A 24837-nucleotide genomic window follows, 5' to 3' on the forward strand; every position below is an offset into this window, starting at 1 on the left:
CGGGAGCCGCTCAGAGCTCGTCGAAGCCCTGGGCGGCGCGCTGCTCGCGCAGTTCCGTGATCGCCTGGCGGCGGGCCAGCCGGTGGGTGCGCCGGATCTGGGCCTCCTGGTAGCGCCGCTCGTCCTGCTCCGTCTCCGGGAGGACCGCGGGGACCTGGCGGGGCTTGCCCTCGGCGTCGACCGCGGTGAAGACGAGGTAGGCGCTGCCGACCTGGGTGGCGGGGGTGGATTCGTTCCACCGCTCCGCGAGGACGCGTACGCCGATCTCCATGGAGGAGCGGCCGGTCCAGTTGCACTGGGCCTTGACGTGGACGAGATCGCCGACGCGGACCGGGGCGAGGAAGGCCATCTCGTCCATTGAGGCGGTGACCGCCGGGCCGCCGGAGTGGCGGCCGGCCACGGCGCCGGCCGCGTCGTCCACCAGCTTCATGATCACGCCGCCGTGCACGGTGCCGAGGAGATTGGTGTCGTTGGCGGTCATGATGTGGCTCAGGGTGGTGCGGGATGCCGAGATCGGCTTTCCCGGCAGCTCGCCCGGTATTTCTGTCATGGAGACAGCTTAAGTGCGGTGCGCGGGCATCAGCTCTGCAACAGCACCGGTACGAATGCACCCCCGGGCTGTTCCGCGACACGCCCGGCCAGGCATTCTTGGGCGCATGAGTGACTGGGACGGGTTGAGCGGCGAGCAGGACCAGCGCGGCCGCCGCGATGACGGGTACGGCCAAGGCAGCGGCCAGGCGCAGCCGGAGGGCGCACGGCGGATGAGGCACGTCCAGCGGCCCGGCCCCCAAGCGTCCCGGCAGCAGCCGCAGCAGCCCCCGCACCGCCCGGCCCAGGCCCCGGCCGTGGCGCCTTACGTGCCTCCGCAGCAGGACGGCTCGTACAACCCCGCGGGCGGCTACGACAGCGGCTACAACACCGGCCAGGTCTACGGCGGCGGCCAGCCGCCCACCGGGCCGCACGGACGCGGACCGGGCGGCCCCGGCGGCCCGGCCCGACCGGCGGGACCGGCCCCGGACTGGCGCAAGCGGATCAAGATCGGCTCGATCGTGCTGGTCTCGGGCCTGCTCGTGACGGGCATCGGCACCTACTTCTGGGCCGACTCCAACGTGCGCCGCGAGGTCGACCTCTCCAAGGTCATCGAGCGCCCGAAGGAGGGCGACTGCACGACCTACCTGATCGTGGGCTCCGACAGCCGCGAGGGCATGTCCGCCGAGGAGAAGAAGAAGCTCCACACCGGCTCGGCCGAGGGCAAGCGCACCGACTCGATGATGATCCTCGCCAAGTGCTCCAGCGGGAACACGATGATCTCCCTGCCGCGTGACTCCGACGTGGAGATCCCCTCCTTCATCGGCTCCGAGTCGGGCACGAAGTTCGCGGGCAAGGGCAAGCGGACCAAGCTGAACGCGGCGTACGCGCAGGACGGCCCGGAGCTGCTGGTGCGGACGGTGGAGTTCAACACCGGCCTGCGCATCGACCACTACGCCGAGATCGGCTTCGCCGGCTTCGCGAACATCGTGGACGCGCTGGGCGGGGTGGAGCTGAACATCGAGAAGGGGTTCAAGGACGAGAAGTCCGGGGCCGACTTCAAGGAGGGCACCCAGACGCTGAACGGCGAGCAGTCGCTGGCCTACGTACGGACCCGCTACGCCTTCGCCGAGTCGGACCTGCAGCGGACCAAGAACCAGCAGAAGTTCCTGTCGGCGCTGGCGAGCCAGGCGGCGACGCCCTCGACGATCCTGAACCCGTTCTCCCTGTACCCGATGCTGGGCGCGGGGCTGGACACACTGATCGTGGACAAGGACATGTCGCTGTGGGACATGGGCCAGATGTTCTTCGCGATGAAGGGCATCAACGGCGGTGACGGCCTGTCCATGAACATGCCGATCTCCGGGCAGCGCGGCGGCAACCTCGTCTGGGACAAGACGAAGGTTCGCCAGCTGGTCCAGCAGATCCAGAAGGACGAGAAGGTCACCGTCCGCGGGAACTGATCACGCGGCGGGCCGGGCCGCTCCCCCGCGCGGGGAGGGTCCGGCGCCGGCCCGGCACCGGCCCGGACCCGGTCAGGCGTCGCTCAGGCGTCGGAGGAGAAGCGGATCGCCGCGTCGGGCAGCTGCGCCCCGCACCAGACCCGGGCGCCGGCGCGCAGCTCGTTGTCGGCCCCCACGACGGCTCCGTCACCGATGACGGCGGCGTCCAGTACGGTCCGTGCGCCCACCGAGGCGCCGGCGCCGATCAGGCTGGCGGCCACCTGTGCGTCGGGGCCCACGACCGCGCCGTCCAGCAGGATGGAGCCCTGGACGACCGCCCCCGCCTCGACGCGGGCGCCGGCGCCCACGACGGTGCCCCCCGACAGCTTGGCCCCGGCCGCGACGTGGGCTCCGGGCAGTACGAGGGACTCACCGCGGCGTCCGGGGACGGCCGGGGAGGGGACGACGCCGCGGACCAGGTCGGCGGAGGCCTGGATGATCGCCTCCGGCTTGCCGAGGTCCATCCAGTAGGTGTTCTCGGTGACCCCGTGCAGGGTGGCTCCGGAGGCGAGCAGGCCGGGGAAGGTCTCGCGCTCGACGGAAACGGACCGGCCGGCCGGGATGGTGTCGATCACGCTGCGCCGGAAGACGTAGCAGCCGGCGTTGATCTGGTCGGTGATGATCTCCTCGGGCGTCTGCGGCTTCTCGGTGAAGGCCAGCACCCGCCCGTGGGCGTCGGTGGGGACCAGGCCGAAGGCGCGCGGGTCGTCGACCCGTACCAGGTGCAGGGAGACGTCGGCGTCGGCCGCCTTGTGCGATTCGACGAGGCCGGCGATGTCCAGGCCGGTGAGGATGTCGCCGTTGAAGACGAGCACGGAGGAGTCGGGGCCGCCGGTGAGCAGCCGTGCCGCGTTGCGGATGGCGCCGCCGGTGCCGAGGGGTTCGTCCTCGACCACGTACTCCAGGTGGACGCCGAAGGCGGATCCGTCGCCGAAGTAGGGCTCGAAGACCTCGGCGAGGTAGCAGGTGGCCATCACGATGTGCGTGACGCCGGCGGCGGCGGCCCGGGCGATCTGGTGGGCGAGGAAGGGAACGCCTGCCGTGTGGACCATCGGCTTCGGTGTGTTCACCGTGACGGGACGCAGCCGCGTCCCTTGTCCGCCGACCAGCAGGATCGCTTCCGTCATTGCGTTCTCCCCAACCGATTCCGGCGTACGAAGGTCCAAATTTAGCCCATCCGGGTCGTCCCCAGAGGCCGGTGCCGATGTGTGCGTGCGCCTGCGCCGCTGCTCAGGGCGGTGCGGAGGCGAACGGGGCGTCGTGGCCGGGTGGCTGCCGGCCGGGGCGCGGGAAGCGCCTGCTCCCGCGCTCGTCCCGCACCCGTGAGGTGCCGGCGCTCGTCCGCCGCCGAGTGCGTGGCGTCGGACAGGATCGGCGACCGGTCGGGCGCACAGCCTAACCACGCGGCGCGCAGTACACGAGGCGCCCCCGGGCATGTCCCGGGGGCGCCTCATGTTCGTGCAGGTCAGGGGCCTGCTAGGGCAGGTTGCGGGCCATGACGATGCGCTGGACCTGGTTCGTGCCCTCGTAGATCTGGGTGATCTTCGCGTCGCGCATCATGCGCTCCACCGGGTAGTCCCGGGTGTAGCCGTAGCCGCCGAGGAGCTGGACCGCGTCCGTGGTGACCTCCATGGCCACGTCCGAGGCGAAGCACTTGGCCGCGGCGCCGAAGAAGGTGAGGTCCTCCTTGTCGCCACCGGCGGAGACGCGCTCCGACTTGGCGGCGGCCGAGTACGTCAGCTGGCGGGCGGCCTCGATCTTCATGGCCATGTCCGCGAGCATGAACTGCACGCCCTGGAAGTCGCCGATCGGCTTGCCGAACTGCTTGCGCTCCTGGACGTAGCCCTTGGCGTAGTCCAGGGCGCCCTGGGCGATGCCGAGGGCCTGGGCGGCGATGGTGATGCGGGTGTGGTCGAGGGTCTTCATCGCGGTGGCGAATCCGGTGCCCTCGGCGCCGATCATGCGGTCGGCGGGGATGCGGACGTTGTCGAGGTAGACCTCGCGCGTCGGAGAGCCCTTGATGCCGAGCTTCTTCTCCGGGGCGCCGAAGGAGACGCCCTCGTCGGACTTCTCGACCACGAAGGCGGAGATCCCCTTGGAGCGCTTCTCGGGGTCGGTGACGGCCATGACCGTGTAGTACTCGGAGACGCCGGCGTTGGTGATCCAGCGCTTGACGCCGTTGAGCACCCAGAAGTCGCCGTCGCGGACCGCGCGGGTCTTCATGCCCGCGGCGTCCGAGCCCGCGTCGGGCTCGGAGAGGGCGTACGAGAACATCGCGTCGCCCTTGGCCAGCGGGCCGAGGTACTTGGCCTTGAGCTCCTCGGATCCGGAGAGGATCACCGGGAGCGAGCCGAGCTTGTTCACGGCCGGGATGAGGGAGGAGGACGCGCAGACGCGGGCCACCTCCTCGATCACGATCACCGTGGCGAGGGCGTCGGCGCCCGCGCCGCCGTAGCTCTCGGGCACATGGACTGCGTGCAGGTCGCTGGCGACGAGGGCGTCCAGGGCCTCCTGCGGGAAACGGGACTCCTCGTCGACCGCGGCGGCGAAGGGCATGATCTTCGCCTCGGCGAGCGCGCGGACGGACTCGCGGAGCATGTCGTGCTCCTCGGCCGGGCGGTACAGGTCGAAGTCGGCAGAACCCGCCAAGATCTCTCACTCCCCAGGTGGTGCGTGATGCTAACTACCGTTAAGTAACCCAAGCTTAGTGTCCGGCCGCCGACCGCGACATGGGCGTCCTACGTGAGTTGCGTGACAACGGGGCCGTACGGGCGACGGCCGGGCAGCCATAGCCGGAATGCAACCCCGGCCACCGGCCCGACTATGCTCGGTTGCCGCGAACGGCCCAGCACCTCCAGGAGCACTCATGGCCCCCCTCAAGATCACTGTGATCGGCACCGGATACCTCGGCGCCACTCATGCCGCGGCAATGGCAGAGCTGGGGTTCGAGGTGCTCGGACTGGACGTCGTGCCCGAGAAGATCGCCATGCTGGCCGCCGGGCGCGTGCCCATGTACGAGCCGGGGCTGGAGGAACTGCTGGCCACGCACGTGGCCGGACTGCCGGGCTCCTCGGGCCGGCTGCGCTTCACCACCTCCTGGGAGGAGGTCGGCGCCTTCGGCGACATCCACTTCGTCTGCGTGAACACCCCGCAGAAGCACGGCGAGTACGCCTGCGACATGAGCTACGTCGACTCCGCCATGGAATCGCTCGCCCCGCACCTGACCCGGGCCGCCCTGGTCGTCGGCAAGTCCACCGTGCCCGTCGGCTCCGCCGAGCGCCTCGCCACGAAGCTCACCGCGCTCGCCCCGGCCGGCGAGGACGTGGAACTCGCCTGGAACCCGGAGTTCCTGCGCGAGGGCTTCGCCGTCCAGGACACCCTGCACCCGGACCGGATCGTCATCGGAGTCGACGGCGAACGCGCCGAGAAGCTCCTGCGGGAGGTCTACGCGACCCCCATGGGCGAGGGCACCCCGCTCGTCGTCACCGACTTCCCCACCGCCGAACTCGTCAAGACCGCCGCCAACTCCTTCCTCGCCACGAAGATCTCCTTCATCAACGCCATGGCCGAGGTCTGCGAGGCCGCCGGCGGCGACGTGGCGAAGCTGGCCGAGGCCATCGGCCACGACGAGCGCATCGGGAAGAAGTTCCTGCGCGCCGGCATCGGTTTCGGCGGCGGCTGCCTGCCCAAGGACATCCGCGCCTTCATGGCCCGGGCCGGCGAGCTCGGCGCCGACCAGGCCCTGACCTTCCTGCGCGAGGTCGACTCCATCAACATGCGCCGCCGCGGCCACATGGTCGAGCTGGCCCGCGACGCCGTCGGCGGCTCCTTCCTCGGCAAGCGCGTCGCCGTACTGGGCGCCACCTTCAAGCCGGACTCCGACGACGTCCGCGACTCCCCCGCACTGAACGTCGCCGGCCAGATCCACCTCCAGGGCGGCCAGGTCACCGTCTACGACCCCAAGGGCATGGACAACGCCCGCCGCGTCTTCCCCACCCTCGGGTACGCCGACACCGCCATCGACGCCGCCCGGGGCGCCGAGGTCGTCCTGCACCTCACCGAGTGGCGGGAGTTCCGCGACCTGGACCCCGCCGCCCTCGGCGAGGTCGTCACCGACCGCCTCGTCCTCGACGGACGCAACGCCCTGGACCCCGCCCTGTGGCGCGCCGCCGGCTGGACCTACCGCGCGATGGGCCGCCCGCACGCCTGATCCCGCCCTCCCCGGCGACCCCTCTCCCGCCACCCCCGCCACCGCTTGATCCACTTCGTTGCGGAATGCGCGGTTTCGCATCTCGTCACCGGATCGTTGGAGCGACCACCGGGGCCGCGCGCCATGGATCGCTAGACTCACGGCCGATGACCAGTACGAGCAGGACCATCGACTCCGCACTGCGGGGGCGCGCCGGCCGCCTGGCCATGGCGGGCTTCTGGCTGGCCACCCGGACGCTGATGGTGGTCCTCCTGGTGGTGAACCTCCACGGCACCTCCTCGGTGCGCGTGGAGATCACCCAGACCTACAACAACTGGTACGACGTCCTCGTCACCGGGACCATGCCGCACGACGACGTCATGTGGCAGTACCCGCCGGCCGCGGCGGCGATCTTCCTGTCGCCCGACCTGCTCCCCTTCCTCAGCTACTTCCAGGCCTTCGTCGCCCTGACCGTGATCTGCGACGCTCTGATCACCGTCGGCCTGGTCCGCGCCGCCCGCCGCAGCGACGGCAGCCTGGCCGGCGCGGTGCTGTGGCTGACCACGCTGCCGCTGCTGCTCTCGCTGCCCTTCGGCCGCTACGACCTCCAGGTCACCCTGCTCGCCGTCGGCTCGCTGCTGTGCCTGCGCTTCCGCCGCAAGCTCGGCGGCGTCCTCGCCGGAATCGGCGCCCTGGTCAAGGTCTGGCCGCTGCTCACGCTGATCGGCACCCCGCGCGGCCGGACCACCCGCGACGCCATCGTCTCGGCGCTGGCGGCCGGGGCCGTCCTGCTCGCCGTTCTCGCACTGTTCTTCCGCGACACCCTCGGCTTCCTGGGCAACCAGGGCAACCGCGGCATCCAGGTCGAATCCCTCGGCGGCTCGGCCCTCATGCTCGGCAAGCTCGTCGGCGCCTGGTCCGGGAAGATCGAAGTCCGCTACGGCGCCTACGAGTACCTCGGCCCGTACGTCTCCAGCGTCGCCCTGCTCTCCGTCGCCCTCACCGTCGCCGGATTCGCCTGGCTGCTGCTGTGGCGGGTCAAGGCCCGCCGCTGGTCGACCGCGACCCCGCTGGACGCCGCGCTGTGCGCCATCCTCGTGTTCACCATCACCAGCCGCGTGCTCAGCCCGCAGTACCTGATCTGGCTGGTCGGCCTCGCCGCGGTCTGCCTGACCTGCCGGCACACCACGCAGCGCCCGGTGGCCTGGCTGATCGTGGCCTCCACCGCACTCAGCACGGCGATCTACCCGCTGACCTACGGCTCGGAGATCCTCCCGGGCACCGTCTTCGGCACGTTCCTCCTCGTGCTCCGCAACGGCCTGCTGGGCTGGGCCGCCGTCCTGTCCTGCCTGCGCCTGTGGCGGGCCAGCGTGAGCCCCCTGCCCGGGACCGGACCCGCGACCGTGCCGGCGGCCACGGCCGAGCCCGGGATCCCGGCGCGCGTCTAGTCCTGTGACCGGCTAGGACGTCCTACGGTGCTGCGCCGCGCGGGCCGTGAACTCCGCGTCGCGCACCACCCGCTGAGTGTTTCCCCAGGTCAGCAGTGCCAGATCGGTCTCGGGCCAGCCCCGCTCCAGCAGTTCCGCGATCAGCCGCGGATAGCCCGAGGGATCCGCCAGGCCCGCCGGCCGGGGGATGCCCGGCTCGGCGCCGAAGCCGGCGCCCAGGCCCACGCAGTGGGGGCCCGCGACGGCTCGTACGTGGTCCACGTGGTCCGCCACCGCGTGCAGGGAGTCCCCGGTGAGCGCGGTGTCGAAGCTGACCATCGCCAGGCCGTTCGCCGCGCGCAGCGCGAGCAGCACCTCGTCGGTCACGTTGTCCGGGTGCGGATTGAGGGCGGCCGCCCCGGTGTGCGAGATGATCACGGGCGCCTTGGAGGCCGCGGCGAGCTGGCAGGCCGGCGCGGGCGGGCAGCCGGTGAGGTCCAGCAGCATCGCGAGCCGGTTCGTCTCCTTCACCACCTCGTGGCCGAAGGCGGTCAGCCCCTCCATCGCCCACGGGGCCCCGGCCGGCGCGAGGATCCGTACGCCGAGCGCGTGGAAGGCGCGCAGCGCGCCGAGGGAGTCCGTCAGGGTGCGGCCGGGCACGGGGCCGAGGAAGGAGGCGATGCGGCCCCGGTTGCGTGCGTCCGCCAGGTCGTCGGCGCTCAGCGCGAGGCAGAGGCTGTCGGGGTAGCGGCGCATCAGGGCGAGCGCCACGTCGATCTGTTCGAGGGTGTCGGACACCACCTGGTCGGTGGCCTCGGCCTCGCGCGGCGTGAGCAGCGACCAGAACTGGGCGCCCACTCCCCCGGCGCGCAGCCGCGGGATATCGGTGTCCACGCCCGCGTCCGAGGTGTCGATGTCGTGGTACGGACTTGTCCGCAGCGTCCAGACGAGGGTGTTGCAGCCATCCGCGACGGGATGGACGCAGAGCAGTGCGGCGGCCCGGTCCAGGGCGCCCGGGAGCAAGGTGCCCGGGGGATCCTCGGCTCCTAGGGAGCCGGGGCCCACGGGGGTCACCGAGTTCGTGTGCGGTTCATCCTGCAGGTCGGCCATTGGCGTGCGCTCCGGTCTCGGCGGCAGCGGGAGAGAAGCAGGGAAGTTGTTGCCACCGTGACATGTGGGACGCCGCAGGCGCCCGGCGGATGTGGCGTTCGGGTGTAAACCAGCAGGTGTTCGCTGGTCACGGCCCGTGCGCCGGATCCGCCGGGCGGGCCGGTCAGGAAGGAGCGGGCGCCGGGAGCACCGCGTTGGACGGGCCCCGGGACGCCGACTGCTCGCGCGCCACCGCTTCGGCGTCGCGCAGCGTCCGTACGGCATTGGACCAGGTCAGCTTCGCCAGATCGGCCTTCGACCAGCGGCGCGCCAGCAGCTCGGCGACCAGGTTGGGGTACCCGGCCACGTCGTCCAGACCGGCCGGGGTGAAGGCGGTGCCGTCGTAGTCCCCGCCGATGCCGATGTGGTCGACGCCGGCCACCTCGCGCATGTGGTCCAGGTGGTCGGCGACCGTGGCGGCCGTGGCCACCGGGCGCGGGCGCGCCTCTTCGAACGCCCGGTGCAGGGCCATCGCCCCGGGGGTGGTGTCGAGGTGGTGGTGGCCGTGCGCCCGCAGGTTCTCGTCGGCGGCCAGGGTCCACTCGACGGCCGCCGGGAGGATGAACTTGGGCACGAAGGTGGCCATCGCGACCCCGCCGTTGGCCGGCAGCAGCGCGAGCACGTCGTCGGGGATGTTGCGCACGTGGTCGCAGACGGCCCGCGCCGAGGAGTGCGAGAAGACCACCGGCGCGGCCGTGACCGCGAGCGCGTCGCGCATCGTGGTCGCGGCGACGTGCGAGAGGTCGACGAGCATGCCGATCCGGTTCATCTCGCGCACGACCTCGCGGCCGAAGTCGCTCAAGCCGCCGTGCCGGGGCTCGTCGGTCGCCGAATCCGCCCAGTCGATGGTGTCGTTGTGCGTGAGCGTCATGTACCGCACACCCAGCTGGTGCAGGGCGCGCAGGGTGGCGAGCGAGTTGTTGATGGAGTGCCCGCCCTCGGCTCCCATCAGCGAGGCGATCCGGCCCTGCGCGCGCGCCGCCTCCATGTCGTCGGCCGTCAGCGCCCGCACCAGGTCACCCGGGTAACGGTCGATCAGCTGGGCCACGACGTCGATCTGCTCCAGGGTGGCGCTGACCGCCTCGTCGCCCGCGTAGTCGGAGCGCACGTAGACCGACCAGAACTGCGCGCCGACCCCGCCGGCGCGCAGCCGGGGGATGTCCGTGTGCAGGTGGCCCCTCTGGTCGCTGCCGATGTCCCGCTGGTCCAGGTCGTAGCGCACGGTCTCGCGCAGCGCCCAGGGCAGGTCGTTGTGCCCGTCGACAACCGGGTGCTCGGCGAGCAGCTCGCGCGCCTGGTCCAGGTGCCGGGCCGCTTCGCCGGCGGCGGGGCTCACTTTCCGAATCCGAAGGACTCCTGGCCGGCGACCTTGTTGCGCAGCCGCTTGCCCTTCTCGGTGGCCTGGTCGTTCAGTTCCTGCAGGAAATCGTTCATCCGGGTGAGCAGCTCCGGGTCGTGCGCGGCCAGCATCCGTACGGCCAGCAGCCCGGCGTTGCGGGCTCCGGCGATCGAGACGGTGGCGACGGGAACCCCGGCGGGCATCTGGACGATCGACATCAGCGAGTCCATGCCGTCGAGGTACTTCAGCGGGACGGGCACCCCGATGACCGGCAGCGGGGTGACGGAGGCCAGCATGCCGGGCAGGTGGGCGGCCCCGCCCGCACCGGCGATGATCGCCTTGAGGCCGCGGTCCGCGGCCCGCTCCCCGTACGCGATCATCTCGCGCGGCATCCGGTGGGCGGAGACGACGTCGACCTCGTAGGGGATCTCGAACTCGTCGAGAGCCTGGGCCGCGGCCTCCATGACGGGCCAGTCGGAGTCCGAACCCATGACGATGCCGATGACGGGAGCTGTTGCGGAGGTGCTCATTCGGTGATGGTTCCTCTGAGGTAGCCGGCTGCGTGACGTGCGCGCTCCAGCACATCGTCCAGGTCGTCGCCGTAGGTGTTGACGTGGCCGACCTTGCGTCCGGGTTTCACGTCCTTGCCGTACATGTGGATCTTGAGCTGGGGGTCGTGCGCCATGCAGTGCAGGTACGCCGCGTACATGTCGGGGTAGTCCCCGCCGAGCACGTTCGCCATGACCGTCCAGCGGGCGCGGGGGCGCGGGTCGCCGAGGGGGAGGTCCAGGACGGCTCGTACGTGGTTGGCGAACTGGGAGGTGATGGCACCGTCCTGGGTCCAGTGGCCGCTGTTGTGCGGGCGCATGGCCAGTTCGTTGACCAGGATCCGGCCGTCGGTGGTCTCGAAGAGCTCCACGGCCAGGTGTCCGGTCACGTCGAGTTCCTTGGCGATCCGCAGGGCCAGGGCCTGGGCCTCGCCCGCGAGGGCCTCCGAGAGGTTCGGGGCGGGGGCGATGACCGTGTCGCAGACCCCGTCCACCTGGACGGACTCGACGACCGGGTAGGACACGGCCTGGCCGTGCGGGGAGCGGACGATGTTGGCCGCGAGCTCGCGGACGTAGTCCACCTTCTCCTCGGCCAGGACCGGGACGCCCGCCTTGAACGGGGCCTGGGCATCCTGCTGCGTGCGGACGAACCACACGCCCTTTCCGTCGTACCCGCCGCGCACCGTCTTGAGGATGACGGGGAACCCGCCGACCTCTTCGGCGAAGGCCGCCGCGTCCGCCGGATCGCTCACGATCCGGTGGCGGGGGCTGGGTGCGCCGATCTCGTCGAGCTTGGCGCGCATCACCCCCTTGTCCGCGGCGTGCACCAACGCGTCGGGCCCCGGGCGGACGGGGATGCCGTCCGCTTCCAGGGCCCGCAGGTGCGCGATGGGCACGTGCTCGTGGTCGAAGGTGATCACGTCACAGCCGCGCGCGAAGGCGCGCAGGGTCTCCAGATCGCGATAGTCGCCGATGACGACGTCGCTCACGACCTGGGCCGCCGAGTCCTGTGGTGTGTCACTGAGGATCTTGAATCTGATGCCGAGGGGGATACCCGCCTCGTGGGTCATGCGGGCGAGCTGTCCGCCGCCGACCATGCCGACTACCGGGAACGTCACTCCCCCAGAGTATCCGGCGGTATTCCGCCATCCGGACGGCCCCTGGCCGGTACCCGGCGTCGGCGGGTGCCGGGTGTGCCGTGTGTCGCACGGTGTCCGAAGGCGCAGACGTAGCACTGGGGTGACACTTAGCATGGGCGCGCAGGTAAAACGTGTGACGCCTCATACGGGGGCCCCGAAGACAGGACTGAGCCTCATATGAGCAAGCCGGAGAACGGATCCGTCCTCGGCCGCGTGCGCGGGCTCGCGCGCGAGATCGCCAGGTTCGGGGCCGTCGGCGGGCTCGGGGTCCTGGTCAACCTGGGCGTCTTCAACCTGCTCCGCAGCGTCACCGATCTCCAGGTGGTGCGCGCGAGCGTGATAGCCACTCTGGTGGCCATCACCACGAACTACCTGGGCTTCCGCTACTTCGCCTACCGGGACCGCGCCGACCGGACCGGGTCGGGCCGCACCCGTGAGCTCGGGCTGTTCGTCGCGTTCAGCGCGATCGGGCTGGTCATCGAGAACGGCATCCTGTTCACGGCCACGTACGGCTTCCACTGGGACGGTCCGCTCGCCTCGAACCTCTTCAAGTTCACCGGCATCGGCATCGCCACCGTGTTCCGCTTCTGGTCCTACCGGACCTGGGTCTTCAAGGCCCTGCCGGCCCCGCCCGCGACCTCACTGGTCGTGGAGCAGCGTGACGGCCAGACCCCGCCGGCGCGGACCCCGGAGACCGCCGCGAACTGAGGCCGTGGGCGGGCCTCCGTCAGCGGACGGTCTGCTCCGGTTCGGGGTGCTGCGGCGCGGTCCGGCTGAGGAACAGTGCGAACACCGGCGGCCGGATCTGGAGCAGCTCCAGGCGGCCGCCGTCGGCCTCCGCGAGGTCCCGGGCGACGGCGAGGCCGATGCCGGTGGAGTTGCGGCCGCTGATGGCCCGCTCGAAAATCCGGTTGCCGAGGTCCGGCGGGACTCCCGGTCCCTCGTCCGTGACCTCCAGTACGGCCTGGTTGCCGATCACGCGGGTCCGTAGGGCCACGGTGCCGCCGCCGTGCATGAGGGAGTTCTCCACCAGGGTCGCCAGGACCTGTGAGACGGCGCCCGGGGTGCCCACGGCCCGGATGCCGGTCTTTCCGGAGCGGACGACGGCCCGGCCGGCGCTGCGGTAGGCGGGGCGCCACTCCTCCAGCTGCTGTTTGACGACCTCGTCCAGGTCGAAGGGGACGGCCGAGCCCGTCCGCGGGTCCCGGGAGTTCGTCAGGAGCCGCTCGACCACGTCCGTGAGCCGTTCCACCTGGGTGAGGGCGATCGTCGCCTCCTCCCGTACGGTCTCCAGGTCGCCGGTGACGGTGATCTCCTCGAGCCGCATCGACAGGGCGGTGAGCGGGGTGCGCAGCTGGTGCGAGGCGTCGGCGGCCAGGCGCCGCTCGGCGGTGAGCATCCGGCCGATCCGTTCGGCGCTGGAGTCCAGTACGTCCGCGACCCGGTCCAGCTCGGGGACCCCGTACCGCTTGTGGCGGGGCCGCGGGTCGCCGGAGCCGAGGCGCTCGGCCGTCTCGGCGAGGTCGGTCAGCGGGGAGGCCAGCCGGTTGGCCTGGCGTACGGCGAGCAGGACGGCCGCGACGACGGCGAGCAGGGCCACGGCCCCGACCACGGCCAGGGTCCGTCCGACCTCGCGGGTGACCGTGGAGCGGGACTCCTCGACGACCACGACCTCGCCCTGCTCCCCGCGCGCGGTCCCCCGGATGACGCTCTCGGTGAGCTTCGGGCCGATCTCCACCGGCTCCCGGCCGGGGATCGTGATGCGGGCGTACCGGCCGGGGTCGAGCTGTTCGGTGAGCGCGTCGGCGTCGACCGGCTTCTTCTCCAGGACGTCGCTCTCGACGATGCCGACCAGCCGCAGTGCCTCGGACTCGATGCGGTCCTGGGCGCTGCTGGTGATGGTGCGGGTCTCGACGATGACGAGGGAGATCCCGAAGACGGCGATGACGACGAGCACCACGGCGAGCGTGGAGTTGATCAGGCGGCGGCGCATGGCGAAAAGAATGCCCTAACGGGGGCCCGGGAAGCGGCTCAGCTCTTCTCGAAGCGGAAGCCGACTCCTCGGACGGTGGCGATGTAGCGGGGGTTGGCGGCGTCGTCGCCGAGCTTCTTGCGCAGCCAGGAGATGTGCATGTCGAGGGTCTTGGTGGAGGACCACCAGGTGGTGTCCCAGACCTCGCGCATCAGCTGGTCGCGGGTGACGACCCGGCCGGCGTCGCGGACGAGGACCCGCAGCAGGTCGAACTCCTTCGCCGTGAGCTGGAGCTCTTCCTCCCCCATCCAGGCGCGGTGCGATTCGACGTCGATGCGCACGCCGTGGGTGGCGGGGGTCTGGGAGGCCTCGTTGGCGCCGCGCCGCAGCAGGGCCCGGACGCGGGCGAGCAGCTCGGCGAGCCGGAAGGGCTTGGTCACGTAGTCGTCGGCGCCCGCGTCGAGGCCCACGACCGTGTCGACCTCGTCGGCGCGGGCGGTCAGGACCAGGATCGGGAAGCCGTGGCCCTCGGCGCGCAGCCGGCGGGCGACCTCCAGGCCGTCCATGCCGGGCAGGCCCAGGTCCAGGACGACAAGATCGACGCCGCCCTGCAGTCCCGCGTCCAGGGCGGTGGGGCCGTCCTCCCGGACCTCGACCTCGTACCCTTCCCGGCGCAGGGCGCGGGCCAGGGGTTCCGAGATGGATGCGTCGTCCTCGGCGAGCAGTACACGCGTCATGTGGGTGATGGTAGTCCGCGCCGGGTGAAAGAAGAGGCCTACCTGCAGACCCCTGTGTAACTGGGCACATGAACTACTAACGGCCTTCGAATGTAGTCATTTGGTTCCACTGAAACCTGTGATCCATCTCTCAAGTGCTTTCATATGCGCCGCAGTCGTATCGTATGGTGTCGAGACGTCTGATGCACTACCTGAGAGACTTTCGAGCGAAAACCAGCCGAAAGTCTCTATTTCTGTCCTGACCGGACAGGCACTGTTGTCGCACCGCCCGTTCCGGGCCTGATGACGGTGAATGACCTATGGGCCGGGCCCTTCGCGCGAAGAAGCGCGCAGGGCGTGGATCCCGGTTACGGATGTTCCTTTCGTCTCCGCCCCCGCGGAGCGAAACCCCCGGACGTAGGGGGCCGGAACACCCGCTGCCGGTGCCGGCCACCCTCACCGGGCGCCGTTGTGCTCACGAAGCCGCGCGTCCCGAGCAAGCAAGGATCGACCATGGCTTCCAGCCTGACGAAGGACTCGGCGGACCCGTCCGCCGAGCAGACCTTCTTCGGACACCCCCGTGGCCTGGCCACTCTGTTCATGACCGAGATGTGGGAGCGGTTCTCCTACTACGGCATGCGGGCCCTCCTCGTCGTCTACCTGATCTCGGGCGGCGTCGACGCCGCGACCGACAGCCAGGGCGGCGGGCTGGCCATGACGGCCGCCACGGCCACGGCCATCTACTCCATCTACGTGGCCATGGTTTACCTCATGGCCATGCCGGGTGGCTGGTTCGGCGACCGCGTCTGGGGCGCCCGTAAGACCGTCGCCATCGCGGGCGGCGTGATCATGGCGGGCCACTTCGCACTGGCCATCCCCGGTCAGGCGATGTTCTTCGTCGGCCTCGCGCTGGTCGCGGCCGGTTCCGGTCTGCTGAAGGCCAACATCTCCACGATGGTCGGCCACCTCTACGACGGTCCGCAGGACCCGCGTCGTGACAGTGGCTTCACCCTCTTCTACGTGGGCATCAACCTCGGCGCCTTCGTCGCGCCGTTCGTCATCGGCACCGTCGGCCAGACCGTCAACTGGCACCTGGGCTTCGCCCTCGCCGGCGTCGGCATGGCGCTGGGCGTGACGCAGTTCCTGCTGGGCACCAAGCACCTCAGCCCCACCAGCAGCGTGGTCCCGAACCCGCTGTCGGCGCAGGAGCGCACCGCGATCATCACCAAGGTCGCCGCGGTCGTCGGCGTCACCGCGCTGTTCTACGCGATCATCGGCTTCACCGGTGTCTTCACCCTGAACTGGGCGCTCATTCCGCTGACCGTCGCCGGTCTGCTGATCCCGGTCGGCGTCCTGGTCCGCATCAAGCGCGACAAGGACCTCTCGGCTCCCGAGCAGTCGAAGATGAACGGGTACATCTGGTTCTTCGTCGCCGCGGCCGTCTTCTGGATGATCTACGACCAGGGTGGTTCCACGCTGGCCGCCTTCGCCGAGAAGAACACCGCCAACACGGTCTTCGGGTGGGGCTTCCCCTCCACCTGGTTCCAGTCGCTGAACCCGCTGTTCGTGATGACGCTGGCCCCGGTCTTCGCCTGGCTGTGGATCTGGCTGGCCCGCAAGAACCAGGAGCCGACGACCATCGTGAAGTTCGCGATGGCGCTGGTCCTGGTCGGCGGCTCGTTCTTCGTCTTCGTCGTCCCGATGGGCATGACGAACGGCGGCGACAAGGTCAGCCCGATGTGGCTCGTCTCGATCTACATGATCCAGACGATCGCCGAGCTCTGCCTCTCCCCGGTGGGTCTGTCCGTCACCACCAAGATGGCCCCGCAGAAGTACGCGAGCCAGATGATGGGTGTCTGGTTCCTCGCCGTCACCGCCGGTGACTGCACCACCGGCCTGCTCTCGATCGCCGGGGTGGACCTGAACGGGACCTCGATCATCGCCATGCAGGCCGCACTGGCGGCGCTCGCGGGCTTCGCGATCTACATGTACCGCAAGAAGGTCCAGACGATGATGGGCGACGTCCACTGACGCGTCCCGACTCGTGGAACGGCCCGGCACACAGTGAAGTGTGCCGGGCCGTTCTGTCGTCCGGGGCTAGCGGGTGCCGCGCAGGCGGCGCCACGGGGTGAAGGTGAAGACCGCCGCACCGAGCAGGATGACCGTGCCGGCGACCAGGCCCAGGGCCTTGATGCCGCCGTCGTCGGCCGCTCCGGTCTGGGCGAGACCGCCCGAGGTGGTGCCCGAGGTACCGGAGCTGCCCGAGGTACCGGACGATCCGGAGCCGCCCGGCTGGGCGGCGGTGTCGAGGGTGAGCGATACGGAGCTCTTGGTCGCGGCGCAGGGCACCACGATCGGATTGGCTCCCGGGGCCATGACCACGTCGATCGTGAGCTTGTCCGGGGTCAGCGTGGTCTTGCCGGTCTTGCCCGGCTTGTAGCTGCCCTTCATGTCACTGAGGCTGACCGGCGAGCCGGCCTTGACCGCCTCGGGGTTGCCCGGGCCGCTGACCTTGACGATGCCGCTGTCGGCGCCGCCGAGCTTGATGTCCAGCGAGGGCTTGAGGGCTCCCGCCGGAAGGTCCGCGGGGCTGTTCATCACGCCCTTGGCGGTCGTGGCGGTCAGGTCGAAGCTGTCGCCGTTCTTCTTCGCGTTGATCGTCACCTTGCCCTTCAGGGGGCCTTGGGGGATGAACGCCCCGCAGTCGAAGGTGACGTCCACGGTCTGCCCCGGGAAGTCGCTCTGGCCCCCGCCGGACGGGGAGGGCGTGGGGCCGCTGGTGGGCGGCCTGCTGGTGGGCGGCTGACTGGTCGGCGGCCGGCTGCTCGGCGGCGGGCTCGACGGGGGCCGGCTGGGGCCCCCGGCCGTGACGTCCAGTTCCAGGGACGGCTTGGGGCTGTTGCCCGGCGTGCACGTCGTGGTCGTACCCAGTGCCTTGATCGTCAGGACGCCGGCGGTGAAGCTGACCTTGCCGGACTTCTTGGGCGTGTACGTGCCCGAGAGATCGCTGATCTTGATGGGCGTGTTGGCGGGGATCGGAGCGGCATTGGCCGGGCCGGTGACCGCGACCGAGCCGCTGTCGGCGCCGCCCAGGTCGATGACGGCGCTCGGGGTCATCGCACCCGCGCCGAGCTCGACGGGGCTGGATGAGACGCCCTTCTGGAAGGACATCGTCAGCTTGTACCCGGCGCCCTCCTTGACGCCCTTGATGTCGATCGGCGAGACGGCCTCTTTGTCACCGATGGGCGTCTTGCACTTGTACTGGACGTCGATCACGTCCGCCTGCGCGGGCGTGGCCCCCATGGCGATGCCCGCGCCGCCGAGCAGCAGCGCGACCGCGGCCGCGCTCGCCCTCCGTTGGGTGTTCACTGAAGTCCCTTCGTCGTCGGACTGTTCTCAGACGGTGCGGACGTCTGTGGTGCGCTGGTCTGTGGTGCGCTGGTCCCCGGCGCGCTGTCCGGGGTGAACCACGGCAGTACCGCCGTGGTGGTCTGTGGTGGTTCGTCCGCCGGGTCGGAGCGGACCGGCCCGGGACCTCTCAGCGGTCCTCGTACGGGGCCCCGCGCGGGCCCCCGTACCGCCGGGATCCGCGGCAGCCGGGTGGTCACCGCCGCCGCCGGGTCGGGCTGCGGCCGGGCACCGCGGTGGCGGCCGCCGGATTCGCGCGGACGGACCTTGTCGACGACGGCCATGCCGATCCGGAAGATCCCGGCCGGGATCACCAGCAGGAGCAGGCCCCAGAACAGCAGCACCCCGTACGGGCGGGCCACGCCCCAGGGCTGCGCGGCCATGACGGTCTCCCCGTACTTGAGGGAGAGGGTGTAGTCCCCGTGGGCGCCGGCCGACAGGGTGGCGTCGAGGGAGACCTCCGCCTTGCCCCCGGGCGGGATGGTGCCCTTCCAGCGGACCTCTTCCCAGGTCGGCGCGAACACCCCGTGGGCGGTGCCGAGCTGGAAGACCGGGTCCTTGACCGGGGCGGAGCCGAGGTTGCCCACGGTGACCGTGAACTTCCGGCCGGGCGGGGCCCCGAACCAGGTCAGCACCCCGTCCTCGCCCTTGAGCCGGACCGCGGTGAGCAGGGCGAGCCGGGCGGTGCCGCCCTCGGCGGGCAGGTCGGCCACCGGGTGATCGGTGATCTTCAGCGGGGCCCCGACGGTGGACTGGTCCCCGTTGACGGAGGTCACGTTGACCACGCAGGGGCAGGGTTTGGGCGGGGCGACCACCGGGAGCTGGGCGGAGAAGTGCCCGTCGTCGGCGACCGAGACGGCGACGCCGTCGGCGTTGGCGCAGCTGTTGGTGCCGCCGATCATGTTCTGCCCGCAGACCAGCAGCATCACCATGGTCTTGGCCCGCCAGCCCGTTCCGGTGACGGCTATCTCCGTCCCCTTGGCGGCCTCCTTGAGCGAGAGGGCCACGGCGGGCTCGGCCCCCTCGTCCGCTGCGGCCAGGGCCGCCGGGAACAGCGCCAGCGCGCACATCACCAGCCCCGCCAGTCCCGCGCATCCCGCGGCGGCCAGGGCCCTGACTTTGCCGCGGTGTCTCCCACCGGCCTTGGCGCTCACCTGGGTGCTCCCGTCAACTCGTGTTCCGGCGCTGGGGCTTCTTCGGGTACGGCGCTCCCGTGCGGCGACGGCCCGGGCCCGTCGCCGGCCCGGATCCGCCGCTTGCGGACGAGGAGCAGCGCGGTCGCGGCGACGGCGCCGAGGCAGAGCAGCCCGAGGCCGGTCGCGCCGGCGATCCCCCAGGGCACGAACCAGGCCGAGGCTCTCGCCGTGGCGCGGGCGCCGCCGGGGGCCGTGACGGTGAGGGTCAGGGCGACCCGGTCGAACACGGGCGCGCCGGGCCAGGGTTCGGTCAGCTCGACCCGCTGGCCGGGCAGCACCTCGACCGGCACGGTGCGGGTGCTGCGGCCCGCGACTTTGCCGAGGGTGCCCTCGGCACTGATGGCGAGCTCGGGGACGAGTGCCACGTTGCCGCGGTTGACCAGGGAGTACGTGACGCTCGCGGCCGCGCCCTTGCCCCGTACGGAGACGTCCTCGACCGTGAGCGCCGCCAGTGCGGGGCCGCCGACCCGCAGGTGGACCCGTACGCCCACCTCACGGCCGGCCTCGGTGGCGACGACGGCGGCCGGGTGGTCGCCGGGCGGGGAGCCGGGCGGCACGGTGACGGTGAAGGGGACCACGGCGCGGGTGCGCGGCGGGACCTTGACCGTGGCGCCCTTGCCGAAGCTGATCCAGACGCCCGCACCGGTGGACTCCTCGGCGGAGCGCACCGCGAAGGCGCCGGCCGCCGTGTTGTAGGCGTCGGCTCCGCGCAGGGTGATGGTGTGCTCCCGGTCGCTGGTGTTGGCCAGGGCGAGGCGGTCCTCCAACACCGTGCCGGAGGTGCCCGCGAGGTAGAAGTACGGGCGGGTCCCGGCCTTCACGGCCGCCGGCGCGCTGCCCGCGACGGGCTCGGCGGTCCAGCCCGGCTCGTCGGCGGCCGCCGGGGCCGCCGCCCCGCAGGTGAGCACGGTGGCGACGGTGGCGGCGGCGAGGAGGAGCGCACCGGACCTTCGGGGCGAGGGGAGCACGGGCATGACCGGGTGTGCTCCGTTCAGGACCGGGCCCGCTGGCCGCGCCGGGTCAGCCAGAGCACACCGGCGCCGCCGGAGAGCAGCACGGTGGCGCCGAGGGTTCCGAGCGCGATCGCGGAGTCCTCGGGGCCGGTCTGCGGGAGGCTGTCCCCGGTGGATCCGGTGGTGGCGGGCGGGGCGGCGCCCCCGGCGGCCGTCACGTCCATTTCGAGGGACGGCTTGGGGCTGTTGCCCGGGGTGCAGGTGGTGGTCGTACCCATCGCCTTGATCGTGAGCACGCCCGCGGTGAAGGTGACCTTGCCGGACTTCTTGGGCGTGTACGTGCCCGCGAGATCGGTGATCTTGATGGGGGTGTTGGCCGGAATGGCCTCGGGGTTGGGCGGGCCGGAGACCGGCACCGACGCCTTCTCCGCACCGTCGACCACGATCACGGCACTGGGGGTCATCGCCCCTTTGCCGAGCTCGATGGGGCTGGAGGAGACACCCTTCTGGAAGGACATCGTCAGCTTGTACCCGCTGCCCTCCTTGACTCCCTTGATCTCGATCGGCGAGACCGCCGACTTGTCCCCGATGGGGGTCTTGCAGTCGTACTTGACGTCGATCGCGGCCGCGTGGGCCGCGGGGGCGGCCAGCAGTACCGCCGTCCCCGCCAGCGCGGAGGCCAGCGCGAGCGCGGTGGAGCGTTTCCGGTCGGACACCTTCGTCTTCCCCTCGAACCTTGGGCCACAAATTACTGACGGCGCATCAGATTGGTGGCTCAAGGTACGCCGGGGGCCTTACGGAGGGAAGACAAAGGACGGCGCGGTATCAACAGCCCGTCCACAGGCCGCGAGGCCCGCCCGCGGGCGGCCGGGCACGTCCGAAAGCGTCCGGATTCCGGCTGTTTCAGGCCGTCTTGCGGCCCTTCTGCCAGACGGCCGAGACCAGCGGAACACCCGGCCGGTAGGCGAGGTGGACGTGGCTGGGGGCGTCGAGCAGGGCCAGGTCCGCGCGGGCGCCGGGGGTGACGGCGCCGATGTCGGTGCGGCGCAGGGCGCGGGCGCCGCCCGCGGTGGCGGACCACAGGGCCTCGTCCGGGGTCATCCGCATGTCGCGGACGGCCAGGGCGATGCAGAACGGCATCGAACTCGTGTAGGAGGAGCCCGGGTTGCAGTCCGTCGACAGCGCTACGGTGACCCCCGCGTCGAGGAGCCGGCGGGCATCGGGCCACTGCGCGCGGGTGGAGAACTCCGCGCCCGGCAGCAGCGTGGCAACGGTCGTACCGGCCGCCTGGGCGAGGGCGTCCACATCCGCGTCGGTGAGGTGGGTGCAGTGGTCGGCGGAGGCCGCTTCGAGCTCGACGGCGAGCTGCACACCGGGGCCGTGGGAGAGCTGGTTGGCGTGGACGCGCGGGATCAGCCCGGCGGCGGCGCCGGCGGTGAGGATCGCACGGGCCTGGTCGCCGTCGAAGGCGCCCTTCTCGCAGAACACGTCCACCCAGCGGGCGTACGGGGCGCAGGCGGTCAGCATCTCGCCGGTGACCAGGGCCACGTAGGCCGCCGGGTCGTCGGCGTAGTCGGGGGAGACGATGTGCGCGCCGAGGTAGGTGACCTCCTCGGTGTGCGCGGCGGCGATGCGCAGGGCGCGGGCCTCGTCGGCGACGGTGAGGCCGTAGCCGGACTTGGTCTCGAAGGTGGTCGTGCCCTGGCGGCGGGCCTCGTGGAGGTGGCGCAGCAGGTTCGCCTCGAGCTCGGCGTCGGAGGCGGCGCGGGTGGCGGCGACGGTCGTACGGATGCCTCCGGCGGAGTAGCTGTGGCCGGACATGCGGGCGTTGAACTCGGCGGTGCGGTCGCCTGCGAAGACGAGGTGGGAGTGGGAGTCGACGAATCCGGGGATGACGGCGCGGCCGGTCGCGTCGAACGCGGTGTCGGCGGCGGGGGCCTGTGCCGTGGGGCCCACCCAGGCGATGGTCTCGCCGTCGATGACGACGGCGGCGTCCTGGATGAGGCCGAGGGGGGTGCTGCCGTCGCCCAGGGCGGGGTCGTTGGTGACGAGGCTGCCGATGTTGGTGATGACGGTGGTGGTGGTTGTCATGGTTCCTCGGGTGGTCGAGTGATGTGTTCCCCCGCCCCGCCCCTTCCCGGAACCGGGGGCTCCGCCCCCGGACCCCAGGGCCTCAAACGCCGGCGAGGCTTGATCTGCCGGGGCCGGGTGGTCAGGAGCGGAGGGCTGCGATGGTCGCGGCCAGGGCGGACGGGACGTCGGGGACCAGGGTGTGGGCGCCGTCGCGGACGATGTGGCGGCCGCCGACGACGGTGTGGCGGACGTCCGCGGCCGAAGCCGCGAAGACCGCCGTCTCCGCGCCCAGCCGGGGCAGCGGACCCGCCGTGCGGACGGAGTCCAGCGCGATGGTGGTGAAGTCCGCGAGCGCGCCCGCCTCCAGGCGGCCCGCCTGCGACCAGCCCAGGGCCGCGTGCCCGTCCTCGGTGGCTGCCGTGAGCAGGGCGTTGGCCGTCCAGTGGCCGCGGGTACGGCTGCTCAGCCGCTCGTTCAGCTCCATCGCGCGGGCCTCTTCGAGCAGGTCGATCACCGCGTGGCTGTCGCTGCCGAGCGAGAGCGGGCTGCCCGCGCGCTGGAGGCGTACGGCCGGGCCGATGCCGTCGGCGAGGTCGCGTTCGGTGGTGGGGCACATGCAGGTGCCGGTGGTGGTGGAGCCCAGGAGGGCGATGTCCGCGTCGGTGAGGTGCGTGTTGTGCACCCCGGTGGTGCGCGGGCCGAGCACCCCGTGGTCGGCGAGCAGTTGGGTGGGGGTGCGGCCGTGGGCCGCCAGGCAGGCGTCGTTCTCGGCGGTCTGCTCCGAGAGGTGCACGTGCAGCGGGGCCCGCCGCTGCGCGGCCCAGGCGGCGACGGTGGCGAGCTGTCCGGCCGGTACCGCGCGGACCGAGTGGATCGCCGCGCCGATCAGGGCGTGTTCACGGGGCTTGAGCGCGGAGACCCGCTCGGCCCAGGCGTCCGCGGTGGTGTCGGAGAAGCGCAGCTGGTGGGTGCCGGGGGCCTGGCCGAAGCCCGCGGCCAGGTAGGCCGTGTCCAGCAGGGTGATCCGGATGCCGGCTTCCGCGGCGGCCTCGATCAGGGCCTCGCCCATGGCGTTGGGGTCGGCGTACGGGGCTCCGCCGGGGGCGTGGTGGACGTAGTGGAACTCGCCCACCGCGGTGATGCCGGCCAGCGCCATCTCGGCGTAGACGGCGCGGGCGAGCGCGAAGTAGCTGTCGGGGGTGAGGTTCTGGGCGACCTTGTACATGAAGTCGCGCCAGGTCCAGAACGTGCCCGAGCCGACCTGGACGGTCCCGCGCAGGGCCCGGTGGAAGGCGTGGCTGTGCGCGTTGGCGAGACCGGGGACGGTCAGTCCGCGCAGGACCTCGGCGCCCGGGGGCGGGGTGGCCGCCTCGGTGCGGACGGCGGCGATGTGCCCGTCGTCCGCCACGTCCAGGGCGACGCCCGGCTCGACATGGGTGCCGAGCCAGGCGTGCTCCAGCCAGTACGTCTTGTGCGCGGTCAGCACGTGCCCCTTCAACGGCATGCGAGGCCTTCCAGTACGTCGGCGAGGGCGAGGACGCCTGCCACGCAGTCGTCCTCGGCGGCGAACTCCCGCGGGGAGTGCGAGACGCCCGTGGGGTTGCGCACGAACAGCATGGCGGTCGGGACGGCCGCCGAGAGGATTCCGGCGTCGTGTCCCGCGCCCGTGCCGAGCACGGGGACGGCCCCGCCGAGGATCCGGTTCAGTTCTTCGCGCAGGGCGTGCTCGAACTCGACGACCGGGGTGAAGGACTCCCGGACGACGTCCAGATCGATCCCGTCCTGGTCCGCCCGCTCCCGGGCGGCCTTCTCGATCGCGGTCACGACCGTGTCGAGGGTGGCCTGGTCGGCGGCCCTGGAATCGAGCCAGCCGCGTACGAGGGAGGGGATGGCGTTGACCCCGTTGGGCTCGACGGCGATCTTCCCGAAGGTGGCCACGGCCCCGGCGAGGGCAGCCTCGGCGCGGGCCGCGAGCACGGTCTGCGCGTAGGTGAGCATCGGGTCGCGGCGGTCGGCCAGCCGAGTGGTGCCGGCGTGGTTGGCCTCACCGCGGAAGTCGAAGCGCCAGCGGCCGTGCGGCCAGATCGCGGAGGCGATGCCGACCCGGTCCCCGGACAGGTCCAGGGCCCGGCCCTGTTCCACGTGCAGTTCGACGAAGGCTCCGATGCGGGCGAGGCGTTCGGGGTCGGCCCCGATGGTCTCGGGGTCGTAGCCGGCCGCCTCCATGGCGCGGGGCAGGCTGACGCCGTCCGCGTCGCGGAGCTCGTACGCCTTCTCCCGGGTCAGCTGCCCGGCGCTGAGGCGGGAGCCGACGCAGGCGAGTCCGAAGCGGGCCCCTTCCTCGTCGCCGAAGTTGGTGATGGCCAGGGGCCTGGAGAACTCCGCTCCCCTCCTGCGGAGTTCGTCCAGGGCCGCGAAGGAGGACACCACCCCGAGGGGGCCGTCGAAGGCCCCGCCGTCGGGGACGGAGTCCAGGTGGGAGCCGGTGACGACGGCGTCGCCGGCCAGCGGGTCGCCGAGCCAGGCCCACTGGTTGCCGTTGCGGTCGGTCTCGTAGGCGAGCCCGCGCGCCTCGGCCTGTGCCTGGAACCAGGTCCGGCAGTCGGCGTCGGCGCCGGTCCACGCGTAGCGGCGGTAGCCACTGCTGCCCTGGTCCCGGCCGATGGGCCGGAGCTCGGCCCACATCTCGTGGAACGAG

The 24837-nt window shown here is 71.6% G+C and carries 21 protein-coding genes; 5 read left to right on the forward strand and 16 right to left on the reverse strand.

From position 1 onward, the window contains the following. Nucleotides 1-10 precede the first annotated feature (10 nt). Nucleotides 11-550 (reverse strand): acyl-CoA thioesterase, encoded by a 540-nt coding sequence (locus tag OTB20_RS13350; protein ID WP_267753803.1) that lies wholly within the window; start codon nt 548-550, stop codon nt 11-13. Between the two features lie 106 nt (nt 551-656). On the opposite strand from OTB20_RS13350, the gene OTB20_RS13355 reads away from it, so the two are divergent. After that, nucleotides 657-1991 (forward strand): LCP family protein, encoded by a 1335-nt coding sequence (locus OTB20_RS13355; protein ID WP_267817395.1) that lies wholly within the window; start codon nt 657-659, stop codon nt 1989-1991. A gap of 83 nt (nt 1992-2074) precedes the next feature. Here the strand turns inward: OTB20_RS13355 and OTB20_RS13360 are convergent, their stop codons facing one another. Together OTB20_RS13360 and OTB20_RS13365 are read right to left on the reverse strand one after the other, a co-directional pair. After that, a complete protein-coding gene (locus OTB20_RS13360; RefSeq protein WP_267817396.1) occupies nt 2075-3157 on the reverse strand; it encodes a nucleotidyltransferase family protein in 1083 nt (360 codons plus the stop codon). Nucleotides 3158-3506: 349 nt separating this feature from the next. Further along, nucleotides 3507-4679 (reverse strand): acyl-CoA dehydrogenase family protein, encoded by a 1173-nt coding sequence (locus tag OTB20_RS13365; RefSeq protein ID WP_267753807.1) that lies wholly within the window; start codon nt 4677-4679, stop codon nt 3507-3509. 217 nt (nt 4680-4896) lie between these two features. On the opposite strand from OTB20_RS13365, the gene OTB20_RS13370 reads away from it, so the two are divergent. Both OTB20_RS13370 and OTB20_RS13375 read left to right on the forward strand, forming a co-directional pair. Next, complete coding sequence (locus OTB20_RS13370; protein ID WP_267817398.1) at nt 4897-6240, forward strand: UDP-glucose dehydrogenase family protein; 1344 nt, start codon at nt 4897-4899, stop codon at nt 6238-6240. A 146-nt stretch (nt 6241-6386) separates the two neighbouring features. After that, entirely contained in the window at nt 6387-7667 is a 1281-nt protein-coding gene (locus OTB20_RS13375; protein ID WP_267817399.1) for a glycosyltransferase family 87 protein, read from the forward strand. 12 nt (nt 7668-7679) lie between these two features. On the opposite strand, the gene OTB20_RS13380 is transcribed toward OTB20_RS13375, so the two are convergent. The 4 genes from OTB20_RS13380 to OTB20_RS13395 all read right to left on the reverse strand — a co-directional run bounded on the left by OTB20_RS13380 (nt 7680) and on the right by OTB20_RS13395 (nt 11800). Beyond that, nucleotides 7680-8756, reverse strand: a complete 1077-nt coding sequence (locus OTB20_RS13380) for a membrane dipeptidase (RefSeq protein WP_267817401.1) — start codon at nt 8754-8756, stop codon at nt 7680-7682. Between the two features lie 163 nt (nt 8757-8919). Further along, a complete protein-coding gene (locus OTB20_RS13385) occupies nt 8920-10131 on the reverse strand; it encodes a dipeptidase (protein ID WP_267817403.1) in 1212 nt (403 codons plus the stop codon). Further along, complete coding sequence (gene purE, locus OTB20_RS13390; protein ID WP_267817405.1) at nt 10128-10664, reverse strand: 5-(carboxyamino)imidazole ribonucleotide mutase; 537 nt, start codon at nt 10662-10664, stop codon at nt 10128-10130. The genes OTB20_RS13385 and purE overlap by 4 nt, the downstream gene beginning before the upstream one ends. Further along, nucleotides 10661-11800 carry a 5-(carboxyamino)imidazole ribonucleotide synthase gene (locus OTB20_RS13395; RefSeq protein WP_267817406.1) on the reverse strand — a complete coding sequence of 380 codons (1140 nt, stop codon included), beginning with the start codon at nt 11798-11800 and terminating at the stop codon, nt 10661-10663. The genes purE and OTB20_RS13395 overlap by 4 nt, the downstream gene beginning before the upstream one ends. A 198-nt stretch (nt 11801-11998) precedes the next feature. Between OTB20_RS13395 and OTB20_RS13400 the strand changes: the two genes are divergently transcribed. Beyond that, nucleotides 11999-12529 (forward strand): GtrA family protein, encoded by a 531-nt coding sequence (locus OTB20_RS13400; protein ID WP_267817407.1) that lies wholly within the window; start codon nt 11999-12001, stop codon nt 12527-12529. Between the two features lie 19 nt (nt 12530-12548). Here OTB20_RS13400 and OTB20_RS13405 read toward each other — a convergent pair whose 3' ends face one another. Then, nucleotides 12549-13814 (reverse strand): ATP-binding protein, encoded by a 1266-nt coding sequence (locus tag OTB20_RS13405; RefSeq protein WP_267817410.1) that lies wholly within the window; start codon nt 13812-13814, stop codon nt 12549-12551. A gap of 38 nt (nt 13815-13852) precedes the next feature. Further along, a complete protein-coding gene (locus OTB20_RS13410; protein WP_267753822.1) occupies nt 13853-14530 on the reverse strand; it encodes a response regulator transcription factor in 678 nt (225 codons plus the stop codon). A 492-nt stretch (nt 14531-15022) separates the two neighbouring features. Between OTB20_RS13410 and OTB20_RS13415 the strand changes: the two genes are divergently transcribed. Further along, complete coding sequence (locus OTB20_RS13415) at nt 15023-16540, forward strand: peptide MFS transporter (protein ID WP_267817412.1); 1518 nt, start codon at nt 15023-15025, stop codon at nt 16538-16540. Nucleotides 16541-16606: 66 nt separating this feature from the next. On the opposite strand, the gene OTB20_RS13420 is transcribed toward OTB20_RS13415, so the two are convergent. The 7 genes from OTB20_RS13420 to OTB20_RS13450 form a co-directional block, all read right to left on the reverse strand. Then, nucleotides 16607-17878 (reverse strand): hypothetical protein, encoded by a 1272-nt coding sequence (locus tag OTB20_RS13420; RefSeq protein WP_267817414.1) that lies wholly within the window; start codon nt 17876-17878, stop codon nt 16607-16609. Then, entirely contained in the window at nt 17875-18987 is a 1113-nt protein-coding gene (locus OTB20_RS13425; RefSeq protein WP_267817585.1) for a hypothetical protein, read from the reverse strand. Before OTB20_RS13425 ends, OTB20_RS13420 begins: the two co-directional genes overlap by 4 nt. Nucleotides 18988-19067: 80 nt before the next feature. Then, nucleotides 19068-20087 carry a hypothetical protein gene (locus tag OTB20_RS13430; protein ID WP_267817415.1) on the reverse strand — a complete coding sequence of 340 codons (1020 nt, stop codon included), beginning with the start codon at nt 20085-20087 and terminating at the stop codon, nt 19068-19070. Nucleotides 20088-20104: 17 nt separating this feature from the next. Beyond that, nucleotides 20105-20782, reverse strand: coding sequence for an LPXTG cell wall anchor domain-containing protein (locus OTB20_RS13435; RefSeq protein ID WP_267753831.1), 678 nt, complete (start codon nt 20780-20782; stop codon nt 20105-20107). 187 nt (nt 20783-20969) lie between these two features. Beyond that, a complete protein-coding gene (gene hutI, locus OTB20_RS13440; protein ID WP_267817416.1) occupies nt 20970-22157 on the reverse strand; it encodes an imidazolonepropionase in 1188 nt (395 codons plus the stop codon). Nucleotides 22158-22278: 121 nt separating this feature from the next. Further along, the gene (locus OTB20_RS13445) at nt 22279-23643 is read right to left on the reverse strand and encodes a formimidoylglutamate deiminase (RefSeq protein ID WP_267817418.1); all 1365 of its coding nucleotides are present in this window, start codon (nt 23641-23643) and stop codon (nt 22279-22281) included. Continuing rightward, nucleotides 23634-24824: an allantoate amidohydrolase gene (locus OTB20_RS13450; RefSeq protein ID WP_267817587.1), complete on the reverse strand. Its 1191-nt coding sequence runs from the start codon at nt 24822-24824 to the stop codon at nt 23634-23636. Before OTB20_RS13450 ends, OTB20_RS13445 begins: the two co-directional genes overlap by 10 nt. Nucleotides 24825-24837: the final 13 nt, after the last annotated feature.

The sequence above is a fragment of the Streptomyces sp. H27-H1 genome (genome assembly GCF_026627445.1).
Lineage (GTDB): Bacteria > Actinomycetota > Actinomycetes > Streptomycetales > Streptomycetaceae > Streptomyces.

What these genes read in the sequence shown, in the direction of transcription:
- OTB20_RS13410 (WP_267753822.1), bottom strand. Translation starts at nt 14,530, where the DNA reads ATGACGCGTGTACTGCTCGCCGAGGACGACGCATCCATCTCGGAACCC.
- OTB20_RS13370 (WP_267817398.1), top strand. Translation starts at nt 4,897, where the DNA reads ATGGCCCCCCTCAAGATCACTGTGATCGGCACCGGATACCTCGGCGCC.
- OTB20_RS13425 (WP_267817585.1), bottom strand. Translation starts at nt 18,987, where the DNA reads ATGTGCGCGCTGGCGCTGTTCCCGGCGGCCCTGGCCGCAGCGGACGAG.
- OTB20_RS13405 (WP_267817410.1), bottom strand. Translation starts at nt 13,814, where the DNA reads ATGCGCCGCCGCCTGATCAACTCCACGCTCGCCGTGGTGCTCGTCGTC.
- OTB20_RS13450 (WP_267817587.1), bottom strand. Translation starts at nt 24,824, where the DNA reads ATGTGGGCCGAGCTCCGGCCCATCGGCCGGGACCAGGGCAGCAGTGGC.
- OTB20_RS13355 (WP_267817395.1), top strand. Translation starts at nt 657, where the DNA reads ATGAGTGACTGGGACGGGTTGAGCGGCGAGCAGGACCAGCGCGGCCGC.
- OTB20_RS13400 (WP_267817407.1), top strand. Translation starts at nt 11,999, where the DNA reads ATGAGCAAGCCGGAGAACGGATCCGTCCTCGGCCGCGTGCGCGGGCTC.
- OTB20_RS13415 (WP_267817412.1), top strand. Translation starts at nt 15,023, where the DNA reads ATGGCTTCCAGCCTGACGAAGGACTCGGCGGACCCGTCCGCCGAGCAG.
- OTB20_RS13445 (WP_267817418.1), bottom strand. Translation starts at nt 23,643, where the DNA reads ATGCCGTTGAAGGGGCACGTGCTGACCGCGCACAAGACGTACTGGCTG.
- OTB20_RS13380 (WP_267817401.1), bottom strand. Translation starts at nt 8,756, where the DNA reads ATGGCCGACCTGCAGGATGAACCGCACACGAACTCGGTGACCCCCGTG.
- OTB20_RS13360 (WP_267817396.1), bottom strand. Translation starts at nt 3,157, where the DNA reads ATGACGGAAGCGATCCTGCTGGTCGGCGGACAAGGGACGCGGCTGCGT.
- OTB20_RS13430 (WP_267817415.1), bottom strand. Translation starts at nt 20,087, where the DNA reads ATGCCCGTGCTCCCCTCGCCCCGAAGGTCCGGTGCGCTCCTCCTCGCC.
- hutI (WP_267817416.1), bottom strand. Translation starts at nt 22,157, where the DNA reads ATGACAACCACCACCACCGTCATCACCAACATCGGCAGCCTCGTCACC.
- OTB20_RS13350 (WP_267753803.1), bottom strand. Translation starts at nt 550, where the DNA reads ATGACAGAAATACCGGGCGAGCTGCCGGGAAAGCCGATCTCGGCATCC.
- purE (WP_267817405.1), bottom strand. Translation starts at nt 10,664, where the DNA reads ATGAGCACCTCCGCAACAGCTCCCGTCATCGGCATCGTCATGGGTTCG.
- OTB20_RS13375 (WP_267817399.1), top strand. Translation starts at nt 6,387, where the DNA reads ATGACCAGTACGAGCAGGACCATCGACTCCGCACTGCGGGGGCGCGCC.